The following is a 22,088-nucleotide window of genomic DNA, read 5'->3' on the forward strand; positions in this document are numbered from 1 at the left end:
GCCGCTCCGAAGAGAGTTTCCATGCTTCGCAAGCCGTCTGCGGGCTGTGCTCGTTCAGCGTCTGGGCACCTGAGGTCTTGGCAACTGAGCGTGTAGGCGTGTCCGCGTTGTGGTGGCTCGTTGCTTCACGAAGTGCTGACCAGCGCACTACAGGACCCGTCCGGACAGAGCGAGGCTTGGCCCGACGCGTCGACGCAGCGCCGGCAGCGGACACTTTCACGGACACTTTCACCGGGGCCGTCACGGTGACTCGGGTCCGCTGCCATCGCTGCCCCTCCGAGGCAGCGTCGTCAGCACTGCAGCTGCCGACGGCGAGACATGAGGGTATCGGCAGCGTCGCTGGTCCCCACACCCCTACCCTGCCTCGAATGCACTGGTCTGACTCGTTCATCCCGACGCTGCGCGACGCTCCTGGCGACGCCGAGGCAGCCAGTCACCAGTTGCTCGTGCGAGCCGGCTTCATCCGGCAGTTGCACTCGGGCCATTACAGCCTGTTGCCGCTGGGTCTGCGGGTCCACAACAAGGTGGCAGATGTCGTGCGTTCGGAAATGAACGCCATAGGTGCGCAGGAGTTCCTGCTGCCGGCGATGCATCCGGCCGATCTGTGGCGGCGCAGCGGCCGCTGGCGCCTCATGGGCTCGGAGATGTTCCGGCTGCGCGACCGCAATGACGCCGAGGTCGTGCTGGGCATGACGCACGAAGAGGTGTTCGCAGCGCTTGCAGCCGAGATGAGCTCGTATCGGGAGCTTCCGCAAATCTGGTACCAGATCCAGACCAAGTTCCGCGACGAGCCACGCCCTCGCAGCGGCTTGCTGCGAGTACGCGAGTTCATGATGAAGGACTCCTACAGCTTCGATCTCGACGAAGCGGGCCTCGATGCCTCGTTCGAGGCGCATCGCCAGGCATACGTGCGCATCTTCGAACGGCTCCATCTCGAGGCCGTGGCCGTGCAGGCGTCCTCAGGCGCCATGGGCGGCGATGCCAGCGTCGAGTTCATGGTGGCATCGCCGGCAGGCGAGGACGACGTGGCGCGCTGCACCGGCTGCGGCTACCGGGCCAATATCGAGCGGGCCACAGCGGCGGTGCCGACGATAACCGATCCGCCCTCGGCCAAGGCGCCTGAACGATTCGCCACGCCAGGCGTCCGGACCATCGAGGCGCTCGCTCGCTTCGACGGCGGTGCCCCGCCGGAACGGCAGATCAAGACGATGGTGATGATGCTCGACGAACAGCTCACGCTGGCCATCCTGCGAGGCGACCATCAGCTCAGTCTGGCGAAGCTGGCCGGCCACGGCAAAGCGACCGCCGTGCGACCTGCCACCGCCCAAGAGGCCGCGGCTCAGCTTGGCGCCAGCCCTGGCAGCCTCGGCGCCGTCGGCGTCACCGACGTTCCCGTCTACGCCGATGTCGCACTGGCCGGCAGACGGTGCATGACCACTGGCGCCAACGAAGACGACTGGCACTTGCGCTACGTGGACGTGGAGCGGGACATCGTTGATCCGCGCTGGGCCGACCTGCGTGAGGTGGCAGCAGGCGACATCTGTGCCGACTGCGGCGAACCGCTCGACATGCTGCGCTGCATCGAGGTCGGACACATCTTCAAGCTCGGTCGCAGGTACTCCGAGGCGATGGGCGTATCAGTACTGGATGCCACGGGTGCAGCCCGCATTCCGATCATGGGCAGCTACGGCATCGGCATCGGACGGGCAATGGCCGCCGTGGCCGAGACCCACCACGACGAACGAGGCTTGTGCTGGCCTGTGGCCATCGCACCGTTCGAGGCAGTCGTCACGGTGTTGGAACCCTCCGATGCCGCGCAGTCGGCCGCCGGCGCTCGGCTGCGGCGGGAGCTTGCAGATCTCCGCATCGACGTCTTGTCCGACGACCGTCCGCTGCGCCCCGGCGTGAAGCTGGCGGACGCGGAACTCGTGGGCATTCCCTACCGGCTCACCATCGGTGCGCGGAGCCTTGCGCACGGCAACGTGGAGCTCACTGAACGCGCCACCCGCCAGACACGGATGATCGCCTTGGAGCATGCGGCTGCCGAGACTGCCCGAGCGGTGCAAGCCGCTCGCTGAGCACATCCCCCGCCGAGCTTCGCCGTACACTGCTGAGTCTTCGAGAGTTCAGGCTTCGAGAGCTGTATCTTCGCAAGTCTGCAAGCAATGCGATGCCCGGCGAGGGTCATCACCATGGCAAGGGGGCAAGCCCATGGCCGATGTGGCGATCGTTGGCGCAGCCGAGGCGGATGCCGGGGCTGATGAAGAGATCGACCTTGCCGCGCTCGGCGACGACGATCTCATTGCGCAGATGCACGACGATCTCTACGACGGTCTCGGACCTGAGATCGTCGAGGGCACCGAGCTGCTGCTCGGACGAGGCTGGCCTGCCGACAAAGTGCTCAACGAGGCGCTGGTCGAAGCCATGCGCATTGTCGGCATCGACTTTCGCGATGGAATCCTGTTCGTCCCGGAGGTCTTGCTCGCCGCCAATGCCATGAAAGCCGGCATGGAGATCCTGCGTCCGTTGCTGGCAGAGACGGGTGCCGAGCCGATCGGCAAGATCGTCATCGGCACGGTGAAGGGCGACATCCACGACATCGGCAAGAATCTGGTGAGCATGATGCTCGAAGGTGCGGGCTTTGAGGTGGTGAACCTCGGGATCAATACCGACGTGGACACTTTCCTCGCAGCGCTCGACGAACATCGGCCGGACATTCTGGGCATGTCGGCGCTGCTGACCACGACGATGCCGTACATGAAGGTCGTCATCGACACGCTCATCGAGAAAGGACTGCGCGACGACTACCTCGTCATCGTGGGCGGAGCTCCGCTGAACCAAGAGTTCGGCGAAGCCATCGGCGCAGACGCCTACTGTCGCGACGCGGCGGTCGCAGCCGAGACCGCGACCGATCTCATTCGGGCACGACGTGGCGCCGCAACGTGAGACGAGCCCCTCGGGGCCGGCGCCGCAGGGCATGCTGGTGCTTGCGTGCGGTGCGCTCGTCAACGAATTGCAGGCCGTCGTCCGCGCCGGACGACTCGACCACGTCGACGTGGAGTGTTTGCCGGCCAAGCTCCACAATCGGCCCTCGCTCATTGCAGATGCCGTCAGCGAACGCATCGCGCAGCTGCGAATCGACGGGCGTGCCTATGCGCGGATCCTGATCGGCTACGCCGATTGCGGCACAGCCGGCGCCCTCGACGAGCTCGTCGCTGAGCTTGCCGAGGACGTCGCCGAGGGCGGCCCCCGAGTGACTCGCCTGCCCGGAGCGCACTGCTATGAGTTCTTCGCAACGGCTCGCCGCTTCGCCGACTTGTCCGAAGCCGAACCTGCGACGTTCTACCTGACCGACTACCTGGCGCGGCATTTCGATCTCTTGGTGTGGAAGGGTCTCGGCATTGCCGACCACCCCGAGCTGGCGGAGCTGTACTTCGGGAACTATCGCCGTGTCGTGCTGTTGACCCAGACCTCCGACGGCACGCAGCGCGCTCGCATCGAGACCTCTGCGCGCGCCGGGGCGGATCGTCTCGGCCTCCCGCTCGAGATTGTCGAGACCGGCTGCGGGGATCTCCAGACCACGCTGGAGCACGCCGCCGCTTCCACGACTGCTCGTACAGCCACCTGTGCAAGCAACAGCGTCCCGGTGCAGCTGGCTGGGGTGAACGCGTGACTGACACCGTCATCAGCTCCGCGACGCGCGACGTGGTCATCGGCTTCGATCGCCCATTCGTCATGATCGGCGAGCGCATCAACCCCACAGGCCGCAAGATGCTCGCCGAGGAGATGCGGGCGGGCAATCTCAGCCGGGTCGAAGCCGACGCGCTGGCCCAGGTCGCCGCCGGCGCCCACATGCTCGACGTGAATGCCGGCGTTCCGCTTGCCGACGAACCGGCGCTGCTCGCTGCGGCAGTCAAGCTCGTGCAGTCGATCACCGATGTCCCGCTCAGCATCGACTCCTCGGTCATCGAAGCGCTCGAGGCCGGAGTCGATGCGTACGTCGGCAAGCCGCTGATCAACTCGGTCACCGGCGAAGCCGAGGTCATGGAACGCGTGCTGCCGCTCGTGGCGCGCGCCGGGGCCGCCGTCGTCGCGATCTCCAATGACGAGACAGGCATCAGTGAGGATCCCGATGTCCGCTTCGAGGTCGCACGCCGCATCGTGAGCGCAGCGGCCGACTACGGCATTGCGCGCCACGACGTGGTGGTGGATCCGCTGGTGATGCCCATTGGCGCTATGGCGACAGCCGGGCGACAGGTGTTCCGTCTGGTACGTCGGCTTCGTGATGAGCTCGGCGTGAACACCTCCTGCGGAGCATCCAACGTCAGCTTCGGCCTGCCGCATCGAAATGCCATCACCGGGACGTTCCTGGCGATGGCCATCGGTGCCGGCCTGACCTCGGCCATCGTGAATCCGCTCCATGCCGAGGTGAAGTCAGCGGTCATGGCGGGCAACGTGCTGGCCGGCAACGACGAGAACTGCGCGGCCTGGATCTCCGCGCACCGCGACCGCACCATGGACCGCCCTAGGTCGAGGGCTGACGATGCCGACGGCGGCGCCGACGGCGGTACACGGCGACGGGGCGGACGCCGCGCTCGCGCCGGCTAGCGCAGTCTCGATGCCTTCGGGCCAGCCGCTGCCGCCGCCAGCTCAGCCGACCGCTGAAGTCCCCGCGTCGTGCAAAGTGGTGTTCACTCCCAGCGGGCGAGTCGGCGTGGTCAGCATGGGCACCACCGTGCTCGATGCTGCGCGGGAGTTCGGCGTGGACCTCGACAGCGTGTGCGGCGGACGCGGCATCTGCGGACGCTGCCAAGTCGTGCCCGCCGTGGGCTCGTTCCCCAAATGGGCGCTCACGGCCAGCCTCGATTCGCTCAGCGCGCCGGACGCCACCGAACTCGCCTACAGCGGCCGGCGTCGGCTCGGTGCCTCGGCTCGACTGGGCTGCCACGCCCGCATCACGGCAGACGTCGTCGTGGACGTGCCTCCAGCCAGCCAGCTGCACGGCCCGGTCGTGCGCAAGACCGTCGATGTCGGCGACATCGCGCTGGACCCGTTGTCCACCCTGCACGCGATCACCGTTGCCGAGCCCACGCTCGACAGCGAGCGGGGTTTGGCCGAGACCGTGATCGACCGTGTCGCTGCTGAGTGGGATATCGCGCTGGACGGCGTCTTGCCCAGCGCGCTCGGCAGTCTCCATACCTCGGTGGCAGCCGGCACGCCCGACTTCAGCGGCGGCCGGGTGGTCACCGCAGCCGTGAGGTGGCACCGCGCCCAAGACGCCCGACGCAGCGCCAGCGTGGCCGCGCTGTGGCCCGGCGTGGTGACGACCGCGCTGGGCGTGGCCGTCGACGTCGGATCCACCACACTCGCCGGCCACCTTGTCGATCTGCACAGCGGCGAGGTGCTGGCCTCGGCCGGCCGGATGAACCCCCAGATCCGTCTGGGCGAGGACCTGATGAGCCGGGTCTCCTATGTGATGATGCATCCCGGCGGCGACCGAGAGCTCACTGCTGCAGTCCGCGACTCGATTGCTGCCTTGACGGTCGAGCTCTGCTCCGAGACCGACACGGCACCGTCCTCGATCCTGGAGGTGGTGCTGGTCGGCAATCCGATCATGATGCACTTGGTTCTCGGCATCGACCCGACGCCGCTGGGTCAGGCCCCGTTCACGTTGGCGACCGACGCGCCCGTCGAACTCGGCGGGCCCGCGCTGGGCATGCCGTGCCCCGCAGCTCGCGTGTACGTCGGTCCCGCAATCGGCGGTCACGTGGGCGCGGACACTGCCGCGGCAGTACTGGCCGGAGGCCCGCACCGCGCCGACCACATCACTGCGTTGGTGGACGTGGGGACGAATGCCGAGATCGTGCTGGGCAGCTCGAAGGGCCTGTGGGCCGCATCCAGCCCGACCGGGCCCGCGTTCGAAGGCGCCCAGATCAGCTGCGGCCAGCGAGCGACGCCGGGCGCGATCGAGCGCGTTCGCATCGATCCGACGACATGGACGCCGCGGGTGCGTGTCATCGGCTGCGACCTGTGGTCCGACGAGCCTGGCTTCGCCGAAGCAGTAGAACGCCAAGTCGCTGCCGGCGCTCGTAGCGCAGCCGCAGGGGTCACGGGCATCTGCGGCTCCGGGATCATTGAGGTCATCGCAGAGATGTACCTCGCCGGCATCCTGTCGTCCGACGGTGTCATCGCAGCCCCGCCCAGCGACGGCGAACACGCCTCGCGCATCGTCTCCGACGGGCGGACCTCGTCATACGTGCTCTACGAACCGCCGCCAGGCTCGCGCGGACCGACCGTCACGGTCACCCAGAACGACGTCCGGGCAGTCCAGTTGGCAAAGGCAGCACTGCGCGCAGGCGTCGATCTGCTGTGCGAGCACGCCGGCATCGATGCACCCGACCGTGTTCAGCTCGCCGGAGCGTTCGGCACCCATATCGATCCGGTGCGGGCCATGGTGCTCGGCATGATCGGCGACCATGAGCCATCTGATGTACGGTCCATCGGCAACGCCGCGGGCACCGGTGCTGTCCGGGCGCTGCTGTCGGGACGTCAGCGGCTGGAGATGGAACGGACGGTTCGCAGCATTCGCAAGATCGAAACGGCGGTCGAGCCGCGATTTCAGGAGTTCTTCGTGGCAGCAATGGCACTTCCCCACGCCACGGCGCCCTCTCCCCTGCTCGCGACCGCCGTGAGCCTGCCTGCACGCGAGGACACCAGGCGCCACCGGCTGCGCAGAACCCGCACTGCGCCACAATGACCAGGCCAGCATGAGCAGACCAGCGCGACGAGGCGGCGGTCGATCGGCACGTCAGGCTCAGCGAGCGGTGGCCGATGCGGTGCTGCGCACGCATCTGGCGCGCACGCTGCCGCCGGTACACGTGCTCGACGAGGAGGGCTTGGCGCAGATCGAGCAGAATGCCGAGACGATTCTGTGCGACGTGGGTGTTGCCTTCCAGGACTTTCCCCGCGCCCTCGAGCTCTGGCGCGCCGCCGGCGCCGACGTCGACGGCGAGCTGGTGCGGTTCCCGCGTGGCATGTGCCGCGAGATCGTGCAGGCCGGTGCACCAGCGGCGTACGTCCAGCACGCTCGCAACCCCGCACGGTCCGTGCCGATCGGCGGCGACGCCACGGTGTTCGCGCCCAGCTACGGCTCGCCGTTCGTGACCGACCTCGACAACGGCCGCCGCTACGCCACGCTGGCCGACTTCGAGCGGGTGGTCAAGCTGGTGTGGATGCTCCCGCACCTCCACCACAGCGGCGGCACCGTGTGCGAGCCGACGGATGTGCCGGTGAACAAGCGGCATCTGGACATGGTGTACGCGCACCTTCGCTACAGCGACAAGCCGCTGATGGGCTCGGTGACGGCGGCTCAGCGGGCTGCCGACTCCGTCGAGCTGTGCCGCATCGCGTTCGGCGGCGACTTGGGCGACCGCACGGTGCTGACCAGCCTGATCAACGCATCGTCGCCGCTGCGCTGGGACGCCACCATGCTCGGCGCCGCGGAGGTCTACGCGCGGCACAACCAAGCCTGCGTGATCTCGCCGTTCATCCTGGCGGGTGCCATGTCGCCGGTCACCGTGGCTGGCCTGGCGGCCCAGGCGCTGGCCGAGGCGCTGGCCGGCATGGCCTACTGCCAGCTGGTGCGCCCGGGCGCGCCGGTGGTGTTCGGAACGTTCGCGTCGTCGATGTCGATGGCCACCGGCGCGCCGACGTTCGGCACACCGGAAGCGGGACTGGCGATCTACGTCATGGCCGAGCTGGCGAGACGGGTGGGTGTGCCGTTTCGTTCCGGAGGACAGCTCACCTCCTCCAAGGCCGCCGATGCGCAAGCGGCCTACGAGTCGGCATCGACACTGCTGCCCACCATGGCCGCAGGGGTGAACTTCGTGCTGCACGCAGCGGGCTGGCTGGAGGGCGGGCTGACGCTCGGCTACGAGAAGCTGGTCATGGACGCCGACCAGTTGGGGATGATGGAGGTGTATGCGAAGGGCGTCGACATGACGCCCAACGGCCAGGCGGTCGAAGCGTTCGGCTCGAATCCCCACGGTGAGCATTTTCTGGGCCATCCGCACACGTTGGCGAATTTCGAGACCGCGTTCTACCAGTCGTCCATCGCGGACAACAACAGCTTCGAGCAGTGGTCCGAGGAAGGCTCGCTGGATGCAGCCCAACGTGCCAACCGCTTGATGAAGCAGATGCTGGCTCGCTACGAGCCGCCTCCCATCGACGACGCTGTCGACCAGGAACTGCGCGAGTTCATCGAACGCCGCAAGGCCGCAGAGCCCGACGCCGTCGTCTAGCGCAAACGCTGTTCTGAGCCCGCATCGCGTCCGGGCTCAGACGACTGCGAGGGGCGCACTCACGGCACGCCGGAACGAACGGCAAAGCGGCTGTGGTCTCGAGAAGCTCGAAGCACCCTCCATCTGGTCCAGCAAGCACGGGCCCAAAATAGCCATATGAGCTGTCCGAAACGGCGGCCTCATCGGCAACTCAGAGGACGATGAACACGGCAACCTCCACGACTTGGCGTAGGCGACGATGCAGGGCAACCCAAGCTCAGAGGGCGACGACCGCTGTGACTCCTGCGACAGCCGTTGCGATGCCCACGTACTGGCGGAGGCTGCTGGGATCGTCATAGGCCGCTCGGCCGACGAGGACGCTCAACACCGGGAACATCGATGCGCCGACGACGGTCGCCGGAGCGTTGAACCAGATGCCGACGATGTAGAAGGCGGTTGCCCCGGCGCTGGCCACACCGGTCAGCAGCGCAAACCCCATGACGTCTGCCGGCGGCAGAGCCGGAAGCCTGCGAGCGGCGACCAGCGCGGCCATGGCTGCAACAGACGTGACCCGTTGCCCGAATCCCGGCCATGCGCCCGAGTGCTCGGAGAGGTCCACCAGCACGCTGAGGCCGACGCCGTAGGCGACACCCGACAGCGCCGCCCACGCAGTGCCCGTCCGCAGCCGGGTGCCTCGCGTGCCACCCGCCGTCACCAGTCCGAGCCCTGCGAACGCAACGGCTGCACCGACGACCGCTAGGTGCGAAGGGTCGTGGCCACGCAGCGCGCTGTAGACGAACGGGATGACTGCCGACAGTGTGGCGACAACGGGCGCCGCTACTGCCGAGCCGGCCCGCTCAAGCGAGGTGTAGTAGCACGCCAGGCCCGCTCCCAGACCTACGCCGGACACGAGGCCGCGCGCAAAGTCGTCGCCCGTGAACGAGCCGGGCACGACGAGCGCGACGAACAAGGCAACCAGCGCCGCGCTGGCCTGAAAGGCGATCATCGCCGACAGCACGTGACACCGCATCACCACGCGTCGGCCGAACAGATCGCTGGTGCCGATGCTCGCCGCCGCGAGCAGACCGAACAGTGCTCCCATCAAGCCCTCAGCATCAGGCGCTCAACATCAAGCCTTGAGCTGGACAGCCGATCGCCGGCTTCTCGTCGCCGGCAGCCTCATCGGCGGCGCCTCAACAACGCGGCCACCGCAGCGGAGGCGCGGGCGGGAATCGGCAGAAAACGCCCTTGCTGGGCAACTCTCGGGCCCGCCACGAGCAGCATGCGGGCAACCACGAACAGCGCAATCGCAATGTGCGCCCCGGCCATGACGAAGTAGAACGCGTCGAGCGTGATCGACATCGCCAGCGCAGCGCAGATCGGACCGATGGTCGCGCCCACCCCGTTCATTCGCACCAGCACGGCGCTGGCGCCTGCCCGCTGGCCGTCCCGCAGCCAGTCGTTGGTCTGAGCCACGGCCAGCGAGTAGATCGGATACGCGAACGCCCCCATCACGGCCATGACCGCGACCCCGGCCACGCTGCTCTCCGCCAGTGCCGGCATGACCAAGCACGCAGTGCCCGCAATGGAGGCCGCCAGCACGATGACGATGCGCCGGGGCACGCGATCCGAGAGGCGTCCGAGCGGGAGCTGGCCGAACAGGCTGCCGATCATCGGCGCCGCCACGAAGGTTGCTACGCCCACCGGCGACAGTCCGCGCGCGGCGGCGTACACGGTGCCGATGGCGGAGATCGATCCGAGCGCGGCCCCGACCAGGAACGCCACGACCACGCCGGTCGGCGCAGTCTGCATGAGCGTTCGCAGGCCGACTCGCTCCGGGACGATCACCGGCGGGTTGGCCGACGCCGACAGCGACATCGGCACCAGGGCAAGCGATACCAGCACGGAGGTCAGTGCGAAGAGGGCGAATCCGTTGGCATCGGCGGCTGCCACCATGAACTGCCCCGTGGCAATGGCGCCCATCGTGATGACCATGTACCGCGCCAGCATCCGGCCGCGGTTCTCGTTCGTCGCCAGTTCGTTCAGCCACGTCTCGGCCACCACGAGCAGTGCAGCGAAACAGATCCCCCACAGGAACCGGCCCGCACCCCACACCAACGGGTTGACCCACACTGCCTGCACGAGCACCACGCTGCTGCCGGCCGAGGCCAGAGCGGCGAAGACTCGTACATGGCCGACCTGCCGCAGCAAGCTGGGCGCCGCGGCAGCTCCGACCAAGAACCCGACGAAGTTCATGGCCATCACCAGGCCCGCAACCGTCGAGCCGAAGCCTTCGGATTCCGCACGCACCCCGAGCAAGGTGTTCTGCAGGCCGTTGCCCGCCATCAGCAGTGCTATGCCGACGAACAGGGCCGTGCTGCGGGCGGCGGGCGAAGCAAGTGCCGGTCCGCCGGCGTGCGGTTCAGGGGTCGCCGCGCGTCCGGCTCTGCGAAGCTCGCGAGCGGCCAGTGAACGGGCGCGTTCGAGCGCACGAGTGCGGCGAGTGACACGAACCGTAGCGCTTCTGGCCGGGCCTGAGCTGACCGGGTCGGGTGGTGTTTCGTCGTAGCTCGGAGTGGGCGACTGCGATGGCGGCGGGGCCTGCGCAGACATCGACAGCTAGCGATCCGTCGACGGGGCCGCAGACAGATCGAGTGCCGGCGCATGCACGTATTGCCAGCCGAACCGGCCTTTGATGCACAGATGACCGCTGGTCACCGAATGGTCCGCCGGCGAGGTGACCTTCACGATGCGTTCGTCTTGGACATGCAGTTCGAGGTTGCAGCCGACGCCGCAGTAGGAGCACACGGTGGTGGTGACCGTCTGTTCGTCGGGACGCCACTCCCCCGCGGCGCGCAAGTCGAACTCGGTGCGGAACTGCAGCGCACCGGTCGGGCACACCGCGACACAGTTGCCGCAGTACACGCAGGCGCTCTGGGGAAGCTCGGTGTCGTACTCGGTGCGAATGCGTGCGTCGAAGCCGCGTCCTGCCACCGCAATCGCGAAGGTGTGCTGGGCATCGTCGCCGCAGGCTTCCACGCACTTGTAGCACAGCACGCACCGGTCGTAGGCCCGGATGTACAGATCGTCTTGCACGCGCACCGGCTCTTCGACACGTCGGGGCCCGAGTTCGTGCCCGTTGTCCGTTGCGTCTTCGGGCGCCGGCGCCGTCGTTGCCGCGTCCGCGCAGCTCTGATTGGCCAGGGCGCTTGGGTACCGTGACGGGTCAGCTCCGTAGTGCTGCGACCAAGCGGCGATCTCGGGTGCCTGCGAGAGATCGTTCGCAGAGCCGAGGAACTCCAGCACCATGCGCCGGCTGTGTCGGACACGTTCGGAGTCGGTGCAGATGCGCATGTCCGCTTCTGCGGGACGAGAGCAGGCCGGCACCAGCGTGCGCGAGCCTTCGAGCTCCACCACGCAGAGACGGCACGCGTTGGCCGCAGTGAGGTTGGGCGCCCAGCAGATCGTGGGCGTGTCCACGCCGGCTGCCGTGCAGGCAGCCAAGACCGAGGCGCCTCGTTCCACCGTCACGTCGCATCCGTCGATGCTCAGCGTCACCGGGTTCGCGGCTTCATCGGTGGCTTTGCCCGATGCAGCCGGGGCCACGTGCGCAAGGGCCGCATTCATGACGCCTGCTCGCTCAGCAGGTCCAGCCGCAGCGCAGAGCTCACCGCAGAGGCCGCCGTGTGGCCCAGTCCGCAGATGGACGCGTCGCCCATGGCGGCCGCGATGTCGTCGAGCAGTCTGCGCTGAGGCGCGGTCGGCCCGCCCGAACGTCGGATCTGCGTCACCAGTTCATGCTGGCGCACGGTGCCGATGCGACACGGCACGCACTGACCGCAGGATTCGTCGCGGAAGAACTTGGCCAGCCGCTCCACCACCGCACCCAGGTTGGCCGTGTCATCGAAGACCATGACTGCGCCTGAGCCGAGCGTCGTTCCTGCCGCACGTGCGCCTTCCAGCGACAGCGGCAGCTCCTCGGCGTCGGCGCCGACGAAGCTGCCTGCAGCTCCCCCCAGCAGCACCGTTGCCAGTGTGTCACCCACGCCGCCGGCCAGCCTCAGCAGCTCGCCCAGCGGCGTCCCGAAGGGCACCTCGTAGAGCCCGGGCGTGCGGACATGGCCCGACACACAGAACAGCTTGGTCCCCGGCGAGTCCTGCGTTCCCACGCTGCGGTAGGCGTCGGGGCCGATCCGCAGCACCTCCATGACATTCAGCAGCGTCTCCGGGTTGTTCACGACCGTGGGACGACCGAACAGGCCATGTGTGGTCGGGTACGGCGGCTTGTTGCGGGGCTCGCCTCGGTAGCCCTCCAGCGAGTTGAACAGCGCCGTCTCCTCGCCGCAGATGTAGGCGCCGGCACCCCTGCGCAGCTCGATGTCAAAGGGTTGTCCCGACCCGGCCGCGTCGTCGCCCAGCCAGCCGGCGTCTCGGGCCTGCGCCATGGCGTTCTGGAGCCGTTGCGTGGCCAATGGGTACTCGCCTCGGATGTAGATCCAGCCCTGCTGCGCGCCGACGACCAAGCCCGCCACGACCATCGACTCGATGATCGCCGAGGGCGTCAGCTCGCACAGCAGTCGATCCTTGAACGTCCCCGGCTCGGACTCGTCGATGTTGGCGACGACATGCTTGGGGCCGGGCGCATCGGCCACTGCGCGCCACTTGACGCCTGTGGGGAATGCAGCTCCGCCTCGTCCAGACAGACCCGCCGCGGCAATCTGCGCAATGATCTCGTCGGCGCTCAGCCGTAGGGCCGCGTCGATCGCTGCTCCCCCACCGCGCCGCAGGTACTCCTCCAGCGAAGCGTTCTCGTCGTGCGGTCGGCGCGGTTCGACCATCTGGCGCAGCACACTCGGCGCATCGGCATTCGACGCCGTGACGCTGACGACCGGTGACGCCGCCGCGCGCTCGTCGGCGGGCACGCGGTCGGGTTCGCGTCGGCCGTGGATGAACATCGCAGGCGCCCGCTCACACTGTCCGAGGCACGACGCCTCGTGTACCGGGAGGCCCTGCGTGCGCAGCTGGTCGGCCAGCAGCTCGGCACCGGCCAGCATGCAGATCGGATCGGCGCACACATGGCGAACACTGAGGCCGTCAGCGGCTGGGGCTGGAGCTTCGGTGCGGAACATCTCGTAGAAGGTGGCCACGCCGTAGGCCTCCGCCGGCGGCACCCCGAGCAGGCGACCGACGAAGTTGAGGCCGCCCGGGCTGATCCAGCCGGATTCTCGCTGGAGCGCATGCAGCGCCGGCAACAGCAAGTGCCGCAGATGCTTGCGGCGACGCGTCCCGCCGCGCACGGCTCGCGGATGCTCGACGACCACGGCGCCCGAGTGCGCATCGTCCAGGTCGAGCGCAGTCAGCACCGCGTGGCGCTCGGCCGCTGTCGGTGCTGCGTCGGAGAAGTGCAGATCAGCCACGGCGGCCGACGGTTCCCAGCAGTTCGATTCTCACAGCGGCCGCCTTGAACTCCGCTGTGCCGCTGCGAACATCGGTGACGTCGTTCGTGAGCAGATTCGCATCGGCGAGCTCCGGGAAGTGGAACGTGGTGAAGACCAGGCCCTCGGGCAGGCGAGCGGTGATCCGTGCGTTCGTGTCCACCGAACCTCGGGGCGAGCTGACTCGCACTGCGTCGCCGTTCGCAATCCCGAGTGCCGACGCATCCGCAGGACTGATCTCGATGGCATCGCCGGAACGGATCGGCGACGCATAGCCGGCGGACTGCACGCCGGTGTTGTAGGAGTCCAGCACGCGGCCAGTGGTCAGCCGCAGCGGGAACTCCTCGCTCAGCGCCTCAGCAGGCGGGCGGTGCGTGACCGCCGAGAAGGGCGCAGCCTCGTGGCCGTCCAGGTCGTGCTGCCAGAGCCAGCTGTGCAGGAACTCCGTGCCGGGATGCTCCTCGTGCGGGCACGGCCACTGCAAGCCGCCGCTTGCCTCGAGCCGGTCCCAGCTCAGCCCGCCGTGCAACGGCGACAGCGAGCGCATCTCATCCCACAGTCCCTGCGCCGAAGTCGCTCCCCACTGCGCGCCCATGCGCTGCGCCAGCTCCGCAATGATGCCGACGTCGTCGCGGGCGTCGCCTTGCGGGGCCAGCGCGGCGCGCACACGTTGGACCCGGCGTTCGGACGAGGTCACCGTTCCTTCACTGCACGCCCAGCCGGGCGCAGCCGGCAGCACGACATCGGCCATGCGAGCGGTGCGCGTCAGCGAGATGTCCTGGACGATCAGCAGGTCCAGTGCCCCGAGCAGCCTGCGAGCATGTGCCACATTGGCCTCGGAATCGGCCGGATTCTCGCCGATGACGTACAGCGCCCGCAGCTCGCCGCAATCCATGGCATCGAACATCTCGGTGAGGTTCTTGCCTGGCTCGGGATTCAGCGCGCAGTCCCAGGCGCGCTCATAACGCGCTCGCACCTGCGGATCGGCGAGCGGCTGGAAGCCCGGCAATCGGTCAGGCAACGCTCCCATGTCGCCGCCGCCCTGCACGTTGTTCTGGCCCCGCAGAGGCACCAGACCGCAGCCGCGACGGCCGACATGTCCGGTGAGCAGCGCCAAGTTGCACAGCGCCAGCACGTTCTCCACAGCAGTGTGATGCTCGGTGATGCCCAACGTCCACAGGATCTGCGCCCGGGGCGCTGTGGCGTAGGCGTGAGCCATTTCCGCGATGGCGCCAGCCGGGACTCCGGTCAGCCGCTCGCCCTCCTCCAGCGTGAACGGCGCAACCGACGACGCGAAGGCATCGAATCCCGTGGTCGCCCGTTCGATGAACGACTGATCGTGCATGCCTTGAGCGATGATCTCACGAGCCACTGCATTGGCCATGGCTATGTCGGTGCCCACGTCGAGGCCGAGCCAAAGGTCAGCGAACTCTGCCGAGGAGGTACGGCGCGGGTCCACCGCGTACAGCGCCGCGCCGTTGTCGAGGCCGCGCAGCAGGTGGTGGAACAAGATGGGATGTGCCTCTCGAGCATTGGAGCCCCACAGCAGGATCACATCGGTCTCGGCGAGTTCCGCATAGGAACTCGTCCCGCCCCCGAGTCCGAATACCGTCGCCAGACCGACGACTGACGGGGCGTGTCAGGTGCGATTGCACGAATCGATGTTGTTGGACGTCAGCACCGTCCGCATGAACTTCTGGGCGGCGTAGTTCATCTCGTTCGTGCTCTTCGAGCACGAGAACATGCCGACGCCGCCGGCGCCGTGTTGTTGAGTGGCGGCGCGCAGCCCCGAGGCGGCACGATCGAGCGCATCGTCCCACGTCGTCGGCCGCAAGATGCCCCCGTCGCGCACCAGCGGTGTGTCGAGCCGGGCAACAGGCGGCTCGCGACGTCTCGTCGGTGCAGTTGCGGTTCGTGCCGCGCCTGCTCGTGCGCTCATTCGTGCCGTGTCGCGTGCAGTGTCTCCCCGTTGCATCGTCACTCCCCGCTCATGAACGCGCCCGCGGTGAGGCCATCGGGAGCGCCATGCTGCACGCAATGCTATGAGCGCCGTGGTCGCCGCAATGGTGAACCCATGATGGACGTTGGGACGATCAGCAGCTGGACAACGAGCACGGCGTCATGTGCTCGTCGGACCGGACTCGCCGGACTCGTCGCGTCGGTCCCGCCGCCGTCGGATCTCGTCACAGACGGCCGGCACCACCTCGTGCAGATCCGCAATGACGGCGTAGCCCGCCTTGGTGACCATGTTGGCTTCAGGGTCGATGTTGATGGCGAGGACGTTCTTCGAGCCCATAGCGCCGACCCAGTGCTGAATGGCGCCGGAGATGCCGCAAGCGATGTAGATCTCCGGAGCAATCCGGGTGCCGGTCTGGCCGACTTGGTCAGCATGGGAACGCCAGCCGTTGTTCGTGACGGCGCGCGAACAGCCGACGCGTCCGCCGAGCAGTTCGGCGAGCTCTTCGAGTCGGGCGAATCCGTCAGCGGAGCCCACGCCGCGGCCGCCCGACACCACCACCGTCGCAGTGGACAATGTGATCCCGCCGGTGCGGTCCACCCGTTTGCGCACCAGAGTTCGCTCCGCAGCGGGCCCCAGCTCGGGCGCCAAGACGGAGACTGTCGCTTGAGCAGCATGCACATCGGGCGGGTCGGACGCGTCGGCGGCGACAGCGTGCTGAGCGACGGTCAGCAGCGGCAAGGGGGACTCCAGCGTCACATCCTCGACCAGCGAGCCGCCCCATTGGAGCCTGCTGACGGTCCACGGCGTGCCGGGCTCGATGCGCACGCAGTTGGCCACCAGCGGCACGTCGAGACGCGCAGCGAGCTGTGCCATCGCTTCGGCACCGCGGTCGGTGCCTGCGGCGACCATGGCGCTCGGTCGAGCATGCTCGGCAACAGCAGCCAGCGACATGCCCCAAGCATCGGGTCCGTAGTCGGCGAGCAGCTCGTGCCTGCAGCAGTGTACGACCGACGCGCCGTGAGCTGTGCAGACAGCAGTCAGCTCGTCTCCGTGCGCCTCGAACAGCGCATCGTCGCCGAGCAGGACGGCTTCGACGTGGGTGCCGAGGTCGGCTGCCAGCGTGTTGGCCACCCTGAGGGCTTCGAGGGCACTGCCAGGCACGATGCCACGGTGCTGCTCGACGAGCACAGCGACGCCGCTCACAGCACTCCCAGTTCGTCCAGCAAGTCCACCACCGCGGGTGCGGCCGCAGCGCTGTCACCCAGCACGACCGTGGTGCCGGCGGCTTCGGGCGGTCGGCGCAGACGCACCCGCGCTTGGCCGCCTGCTTCGGTATCCGACGCGCCGTCCAGGACTTGGATCTGCGCCCTGCGCGAGGCGAGCCGTCCCTTCATGGTCGGATAGCGGGGCAGATTGATGCCCTCCTTGACGCCGAGCGCGCACGGTGACTCCAGCTCATACACCTCGTGGCCGGCGTCGGTCTCACGCCGCGCTGTGAAGCCGCGCTCGTGCCGCTCGATCCCCTTGATGCCGTTGACGATCGGTCGCCCGAGCGCGTGGGCCACTCGGATGCCGACCTGGAAGTTGCCCCCGTCTGCGGATTCGTTGCCGAACAAGATGAGGTCGAACTGCCCTCCGGCGGCTTCGAGTTCTCGCACGGCTGCGGTGAGGGCAGCCGCCGTCCGCTGCGGATCCCAGTCCAGACCGCCGTTCGCGGCCACCAGCGCGAACTCCGTTCCGCCGACGCCGGCGGCATAGCGCAGCTGCTCGGTCGCGGCCTCGGGGCCCAGCGTGAGCACCACCACACCGTGGCCGTCGCCTTCGAGTCCCTCGACGATCTGAACGGCCTCCTCGAGCGCGCACTCCTCGTGCGGACTGGTGGTGAACCCCAAGTGCGCGGTGTCCACCTGCCGGCCGTCGGCGGCGACGTTGATGCGCGCACCCACCGCAGGCACCCGCTTCACGCAGACCAGGATGCGCACGAAGACGGCTCAGGCCTTCATGCGGCTGTCGTCCGGGTCGAACAGCGCCAGGTTCCGGCCCGCAGCAGCAACCTCGACCGGGTACCGCTCGTTCTGGTACATCACCGACAGCTCGGTGCCGACGGCGGCCAGCTCAATGGGCACATAGGACATGGCCAAGTAGTCGCCGAGCGACGGAGCGCTGCCCGCCGTGGTCACCCGGCTGACCCTGCCGTGCGAGTCCACGATTCGCTCTCCCGCTGATGTGAGTACCGGCTCGTTGCCCGCCCCCATGGGGAATCGGTCGTAGCCGGCGGCGCAGCGCAGGCTCGCAAAGCGCAGCATCACCAGCTGCGCCGCAGCCGGGGCTTCCCGAGCAGCCAGGTATGCCTCCTTGCCGATGAAGTCGTCCGCTTTCACCCGTGGTCTGGCCAGTCCCGCCTCGGTCGGTCCGTAGTCGTTCTCGAGTTCGGCGCCCATCAGCCGGTAGCCCTTCTCGAGGCGTCCCGTGGTGCCGTACACGCCGGCGCCCACAGGCCGCAGGCCGAAGTCCGCTCCGGCGCTCCACACGGCATCCCACAGCGCCAGACCGTTGCTCGTGGGACAGTAGATCTCGAATCCGGCATCGCCGACGTAGGAGATGCGCAGCATCTGCGCCGGGATGCCCGACAACAGCACGTCTCGTACGTTGCCGTAACCGAACGCCGCCTGCGACAGATCGCTCTCGGTCAGCGTCTGCAGCAGGGCAACGGCGTTGGGGCCCCACACGCCGAACGTGGCCAGCGCTTCGGTGCGATTCTCGAACGTCACGCCGGCGTCGGGCAAGTGCGTGCGCAACCAGTACTCGTCGCGGCCGCCGTCGAAGGCCCCGGTCACGACGCGGAACCGTTCCTCGGCCAGGCGCACAACGGTCACGTCGGAACGAATGCCGCCCGCAGGCGTCAGCACCGGCGTGTAGACCGCTCGGCCCACCGGCACGTCGCACGTGTTCACGACCATCTTCTGCATGTAGCCCAGCGCGCCACGGCCCGAGATCTCGAAGACCTGGAACGGCGAGATGTCCACGAGACCGCAGTGCTCGCGCAGGTGGAGGTGCTCCGCGTCGACGATCGGGCTCCACCAGCGGGCATCCCACTCGTGGGTGCGGCCCTCGATGCCGTAGTGCTTGACGAGGTCTGCGTTCGACTCGTACCAGTGCGGCCGTTCCCATCCGCCGGCTTCGAAGTAGACCGCTGCCAGCTCGTCGGTGCGAGGTTTCGCAGGGCCGCAGGTCACGTTGCGCCGCGTTGCCCACTGCTCGCGGGGATGCACGATCCCGTAGGTCTTGTTGAAGTGCTCCTCGGCCCTGGCCTCGATGTGGATCACGTTGCGGTCTTGGGGGTAGAAGCGCGTCACGTCGCTGCTGTGAGGATCGGTGAGCCGCGGGTAGCCGTAGGTCATCCATTCGGCCATCAGCCGGCCGACGCCAGGGCCCTCCTTGACCCACACTGCCGCGGCCGACCACAGATGGTCCACTTCGGTGGTCGGCCCGAGCACCGGCGCCGCATCGGGAGTGAGCGACAGCAGGCCGTTGATGGCGTACCTGATCTCGCCGTCGCCCAAGAACTCCATCAGCTCGACGGCCTGCTCCAGCTGTTCGTCGAAGTCGTCGGGCGTGAACGGCATCTCGGTCGGGCTGAGCGCCGCCTCGTCGTTGGAGGGGATGTCCTCCACCCGGTGCAGAATCGGCCGATGGGCGTAGCTGCCCACCTCCATGGAGCCCGAGGACTGGCGCTCGTAGCAGAAGGTGTCCATGTCGCGCACAATCGGGTACGCCAGCTCTTGATGGGTCTCGACGAGCACGTCGAACGGTCCGACGTCGACCATCTGGTGGACCGCCGGCGTGAGCGGAATGGTGGCCCCGGCCATCTCGGCGATCTTGGGGCTCCACACCCCGCAGGCGATCGCCACAGTGCGGCATGCGATGCGACCCCGATCGGTCACCACTGCCGAGACACGCCGACGACGGGGGCCGGCCTCGGTCTCGATGTCCAGCACCTCGGTGTTGGCGAAGGTCCGCAGGTGACCGGCTTGCTCGGCCTTGCGGCGCATCCGGGTGCCGGTCTCCAGCGAGTCCACCGCGGAGACGCTGGGAGTGAAGAAGCCGCCCAAGATGACGTCGGGGTCGATGAAAGGCACCAGCTCGACCACTTCGGCAACCGTGAGCAGTCTCGCCTCGATGCCCCAGCAGGTTGCCGACGTCATGCGACGACGGAACTCCTCCAGCCGTTCAGGGGTGCGCGCCACCTCGATGCCGCCGCAGGTGTTCTGCAACCCCAACGCCTCGTACTGACGCTGACTGTCGAGCGTCAGATCCACGATTTCCTTCGAGTGATCGACCGGGAAGATGAAGTTGGACGCGTGGCCCGTGGATCCGCCGGGATTCGGCAGCGGGCCTTTGTCGAGCAGCACGATGTCGCTCCAGCCGAGATCGCTGAGATGCCCGACCAGGCAGTTGCCGACGATGCCTGCACCGATGACGACGCAGTCGGCGCTCTCGGGGACACTGCTCATGGGTGACTCCTCCGCTCGCGAACCACAGCGTGCATCCGCATCAGCGCCGCTGCCAACCTACGGCCCGCCGAGACGCCGCGCCGCGCACCGACGACGCGAGACTGCGTACAAGCCGAGACTGTGTGCCAGCGCAGCGGCCGACCTGCCGGTGCCTGCCCCGGCGCAGAAGGGAGTGCGTGCAATGACCACCCGACGCCGAGTCCCGAGCGATCTGGACATCGCCGCAGCGGCGAACATCAGGCCGCTCACCGATGTCGCAGCCGACGCGGGGATTCCGCCAGAGCACCTCGAGCTGTACGGAACGGGCGTCGCCAAGGTTCGGCTCGAAGCTGCCGAGGCGATGGCCGATCGGCCCCGTGGCCGCTACGTCGTGGTGACTGCCATCACGCCGACACCGCTCGGCGAAGGCAAGACCACCACCACCGTCGGTCTCGGGCAGGCATTCAGGCACATCGGGCGCACCGCCACCATCGCCATTCGGCAGCCCTCGATGGGACCCACCTTCGGGATCAAGGGCGGCGCCGCGGGCGGCGGCTACAGCCAAGTCGTACCGATGGACCTGTTCAACCTGCATCTGACGGGCGACATGCATGCCGTGACGGCGGCGCACAATCTCTGCGCAGCCATGCTGGACGCGCATCTGTATCACGGCAACGAGGCCGGGTTCGACATCCACAACATCACGTGGCGCCGCGTGCTCGACGTGAACGATCGTGCCCTGCGCAACATCACGATCGGCCTGGGCGGTCGCCTCGACGGCATTCCCCGCGAATCCGGCTTCGACATCACCGCAGCCTCTGAGGTGATGGCGACGCTGGCGCTGTGTGCCTCCATGTCGGACCTGCGGACGCGGCTCGGTCACACGGTGCTGGGCTACACCGATGCCGGAGAGCCGGTGACCGCAGAGGACATCGGCGCGGCCGGCGCCATGGCCGTGCTGCTGCGCGAAGCCGTCAAGCCGAACCTGATGCAGACCCTGGAAGGCTCGCCGGCACTCGTACACACGGGGCCCTTCGGCAATATCGCGACCGGCAACTCCTCCGTCGTCGCCGACCACCTCGGCATCGGAACCTCTGAGTTCCTGCTGACCGAAGCCGGATTCGGCGCCGACATGGGCGCCGAGCGGTTCTTCAACATCAAGTGTCGGTACTCGGGGCTCTCGCCGGACGCCGCGGTGATCGTGGCAACGGTGCGGGGTCTGAAGGCTCATTCCGGCAAGCACCGGATCGTGGCCGGACGCCCCCTGCCCGCGGCGCTGCTCGAACCAAATCCCGACGAGGTTCACGCAGGCGGCGACAACCTGCGCAAGCAGCTCGAGAACGTTCGCATGCACGGCGTCTCGCCCGTGGTGGCCATCAATCAGTTCCCGGACGACCACGAGGCCGACCTCGCTGCGATAGCCGAGATCGCATCGGAGTACCACGCTCGCTCGGCTCGCTGCACACACTTCGCCGACGGCGGCGCGGGCGCTGTCGAACTGGCCGAAGCGGTCGCTGAAGCGGCCGAGGCACCGGCCCAGTTCTCGATGCTGTACCCGGACGACCTGTCGCTGAAAGACAAGATTCGCACGGTCGCGACCAAGGTGTACGGCGCAGCAGACGTGAGCTACACGGCGCGAGCGGATCGGGAGATCGACAGCTACGAGCGCAACGGCTTCGGACGGCTGCCAGTGTGCATCGCCAAGACGCACCTGTCCATCTCCTCGGACGCATCGCTCGCCGGCGCTCCCACGGGATGGACACTGCCGGTGCGCGAGGTCCGTGCGTCAGTCGGCGCGGGCTTCGTGTATCCGGTGTGCGGCGACATGCGCACCATGCCCGGACTGGGGCGAATGCCCGCAGCGCGCCGCATCGACCTTGCCGACGACGGCGCCATCGTCGGCCTGAGCTGAACCGCGATC

Annotated in this window: 15 protein-coding genes; 7 read left to right on the top strand and 8 right to left on the bottom strand. The window is 68.0% G+C overall.

Translation table 11 applies throughout. The annotated features are described in order from the left end of the window. Nucleotides 1-368 precede the first annotated feature (368 nt). The 6 genes from ACOGI4_RS09570 to ACOGI4_RS09595 all read left to right on the top strand — a co-directional run bounded on the left by ACOGI4_RS09570 (nt 369) and on the right by ACOGI4_RS09595 (nt 8,300). Nucleotides 369-2,078, top strand: coding sequence for a proline--tRNA ligase (locus ACOGI4_RS09570; protein WP_419841444.1), 1,710 nt, complete (start codon nt 369-371; stop codon nt 2,076-2,078). Nucleotides 2,079-2,211: 133 nt separating this feature from the next. Beyond that, complete coding sequence (locus ACOGI4_RS09575) at nt 2,212-2,946, top strand: corrinoid protein (RefSeq protein ID WP_419841445.1); 735 nt, start codon at nt 2,212-2,214, stop codon at nt 2,944-2,946. A 31-nt stretch (nt 2,947-2,977) separates the two neighbouring features. Beyond that, the gene (locus ACOGI4_RS09580; RefSeq protein WP_419841446.1) at nt 2,978-3,673 is read left to right on the top strand and encodes a DUF1638 domain-containing protein; all 696 of its coding nucleotides are present in this window, start codon (nt 2,978-2,980) and stop codon (nt 3,671-3,673) included. After that, complete coding sequence (locus ACOGI4_RS09585) at nt 3,670-4,608, top strand: dihydropteroate synthase (RefSeq protein WP_419841447.1); 939 nt, start codon at nt 3,670-3,672, stop codon at nt 4,606-4,608. The genes ACOGI4_RS09580 and ACOGI4_RS09585 overlap by 4 nt, the downstream gene beginning before the upstream one ends. 10 nt (nt 4,609-4,618) lie before the next feature. Further along, nucleotides 4,619-6,757, top strand: coding sequence for an ASKHA domain-containing protein (locus tag ACOGI4_RS09590; protein ID WP_419841448.1), 2,139 nt, complete (start codon nt 4,619-4,621; stop codon nt 6,755-6,757). 10 nt (nt 6,758-6,767) lie between these two features. Continuing rightward, nucleotides 6,768-8,300 (top strand): trimethylamine methyltransferase family protein, encoded by a 1,533-nt coding sequence (locus tag ACOGI4_RS09595; RefSeq protein ID WP_419841449.1) that lies wholly within the window; start codon nt 6,768-6,770, stop codon nt 8,298-8,300. 256 nt (nt 8,301-8,556) lie between these two features. Here ACOGI4_RS09595 and ACOGI4_RS09600 read toward each other — a convergent pair whose 3' ends face one another. The 8 genes from ACOGI4_RS09600 to ACOGI4_RS09635 all read right to left on the bottom strand — a co-directional run bounded on the left by ACOGI4_RS09600 (nt 8,557) and on the right by ACOGI4_RS09635 (nt 20,188). After that, on the bottom strand, nt 8,557-9,381 hold the full coding sequence (locus tag ACOGI4_RS09600; RefSeq protein WP_419841450.1) for an EamA family transporter: 825 nt from the start codon (nt 9,379-9,381) through the stop codon (nt 8,557-8,559). A gap of 77 nt (nt 9,382-9,458) precedes the next feature. Continuing rightward, nucleotides 9,459-10,892, bottom strand: a complete 1,434-nt coding sequence (locus ACOGI4_RS09605) for an MFS transporter (RefSeq protein WP_419841451.1) — start codon at nt 10,890-10,892, stop codon at nt 9,459-9,461. Nucleotides 10,893-10,898: 6 nt separating this feature from the next. After that, nucleotides 10,899-11,906, bottom strand: a complete 1,008-nt coding sequence (locus tag ACOGI4_RS09610) for a 2Fe-2S iron-sulfur cluster-binding protein (protein ID WP_419841452.1) — start codon at nt 11,904-11,906, stop codon at nt 10,899-10,901. After that, nucleotides 11,903-13,696 carry an NADH-ubiquinone oxidoreductase-F iron-sulfur binding region domain-containing protein gene (locus ACOGI4_RS09615; protein WP_419841453.1) on the bottom strand — a complete coding sequence of 598 codons (1,794 nt, stop codon included), beginning with the start codon at nt 13,694-13,696 and terminating at the stop codon, nt 11,903-11,905. The genes ACOGI4_RS09610 and ACOGI4_RS09615 overlap by 4 nt, the downstream gene beginning before the upstream one ends. After that, a complete protein-coding gene (locus tag ACOGI4_RS09620) occupies nt 13,689-15,653 on the bottom strand; it encodes a molybdopterin oxidoreductase family protein (protein ID WP_419841454.1) in 1,965 nt (654 codons plus the stop codon). Before ACOGI4_RS09620 ends, ACOGI4_RS09615 begins: the two co-directional genes overlap by 8 nt. A 180-nt stretch (nt 15,654-15,833) precedes the next feature. Continuing rightward, nucleotides 15,834-16,877: an electron transfer flavoprotein subunit alpha/FixB family protein gene (locus tag ACOGI4_RS09625; RefSeq protein ID WP_419841455.1), complete on the bottom strand. Its 1,044-nt coding sequence runs from the start codon at nt 16,875-16,877 to the stop codon at nt 15,834-15,836. Next, nucleotides 16,874-17,638, bottom strand: coding sequence for an electron transfer flavoprotein subunit beta/FixA family protein (locus ACOGI4_RS09630; RefSeq protein WP_419841456.1), 765 nt, complete (start codon nt 17,636-17,638; stop codon nt 16,874-16,876). Before ACOGI4_RS09630 ends, ACOGI4_RS09625 begins: the two co-directional genes overlap by 4 nt. Nucleotides 17,639-17,665: 27 nt before the next feature. After that, nucleotides 17,666-20,188: an FAD-dependent oxidoreductase gene (locus ACOGI4_RS09635; RefSeq protein ID WP_419841457.1), complete on the bottom strand. Its 2,523-nt coding sequence runs from the start codon at nt 20,186-20,188 to the stop codon at nt 17,666-17,668. A 181-nt stretch (nt 20,189-20,369) separates the two neighbouring features. On the opposite strand from ACOGI4_RS09635, the gene ACOGI4_RS09640 reads away from it, so the two are divergent. Continuing rightward, entirely contained in the window at nt 20,370-22,079 is a 1,710-nt protein-coding gene (locus ACOGI4_RS09640; RefSeq protein WP_419841458.1) for a formate--tetrahydrofolate ligase, read from the top strand. The last annotated feature ends 9 nt before the right edge of the window (nt 22,080-22,088 follow it).

Source organism: Candidatus Poriferisodalis sp., from assembly GCF_965205175.1.
Lineage (GTDB): Bacteria > Actinomycetota > Acidimicrobiia > Acidimicrobiales > Poriferisodalaceae > Poriferisodalis.

Coding starts and splice junctions, on each gene's coding strand:
- ACOGI4_RS09640 (WP_419841458.1), top strand. CDS start 20,370: ATGACCACCCGACGCCGAGTCCCGAGCGATCTGGACATCGCCGCAGCG.
- ACOGI4_RS09595 (WP_419841449.1), top strand. CDS start 6,768: ATGAGCAGACCAGCGCGACGAGGCGGCGGTCGATCGGCACGTCAGGCT.
- ACOGI4_RS09580 (WP_419841446.1), top strand. CDS start 2,978: ATGCTGGTGCTTGCGTGCGGTGCGCTCGTCAACGAATTGCAGGCCGTC.
- ACOGI4_RS09570 (WP_419841444.1), top strand. CDS start 369: ATGCACTGGTCTGACTCGTTCATCCCGACGCTGCGCGACGCTCCTGGC.
- ACOGI4_RS09605 (WP_419841451.1), bottom strand. CDS start 10,892: ATGTCTGCGCAGGCCCCGCCGCCATCGCAGTCGCCCACTCCGAGCTAC.
- ACOGI4_RS09610 (WP_419841452.1), bottom strand. CDS start 11,906: ATGAATGCGGCCCTTGCGCACGTGGCCCCGGCTGCATCGGGCAAAGCC.
- ACOGI4_RS09575 (WP_419841445.1), top strand. CDS start 2,212: ATGGCCGATGTGGCGATCGTTGGCGCAGCCGAGGCGGATGCCGGGGCT.
- ACOGI4_RS09590 (WP_419841448.1), top strand. CDS start 4,619: ATGCCTTCGGGCCAGCCGCTGCCGCCGCCAGCTCAGCCGACCGCTGAA.
- ACOGI4_RS09600 (WP_419841450.1), bottom strand. CDS start 9,381: ATGGGAGCACTGTTCGGTCTGCTCGCGGCGGCGAGCATCGGCACCAGC.
- ACOGI4_RS09635 (WP_419841457.1), bottom strand. CDS start 20,188: ATGAGCAGTGTCCCCGAGAGCGCCGACTGCGTCGTCATCGGTGCAGGC.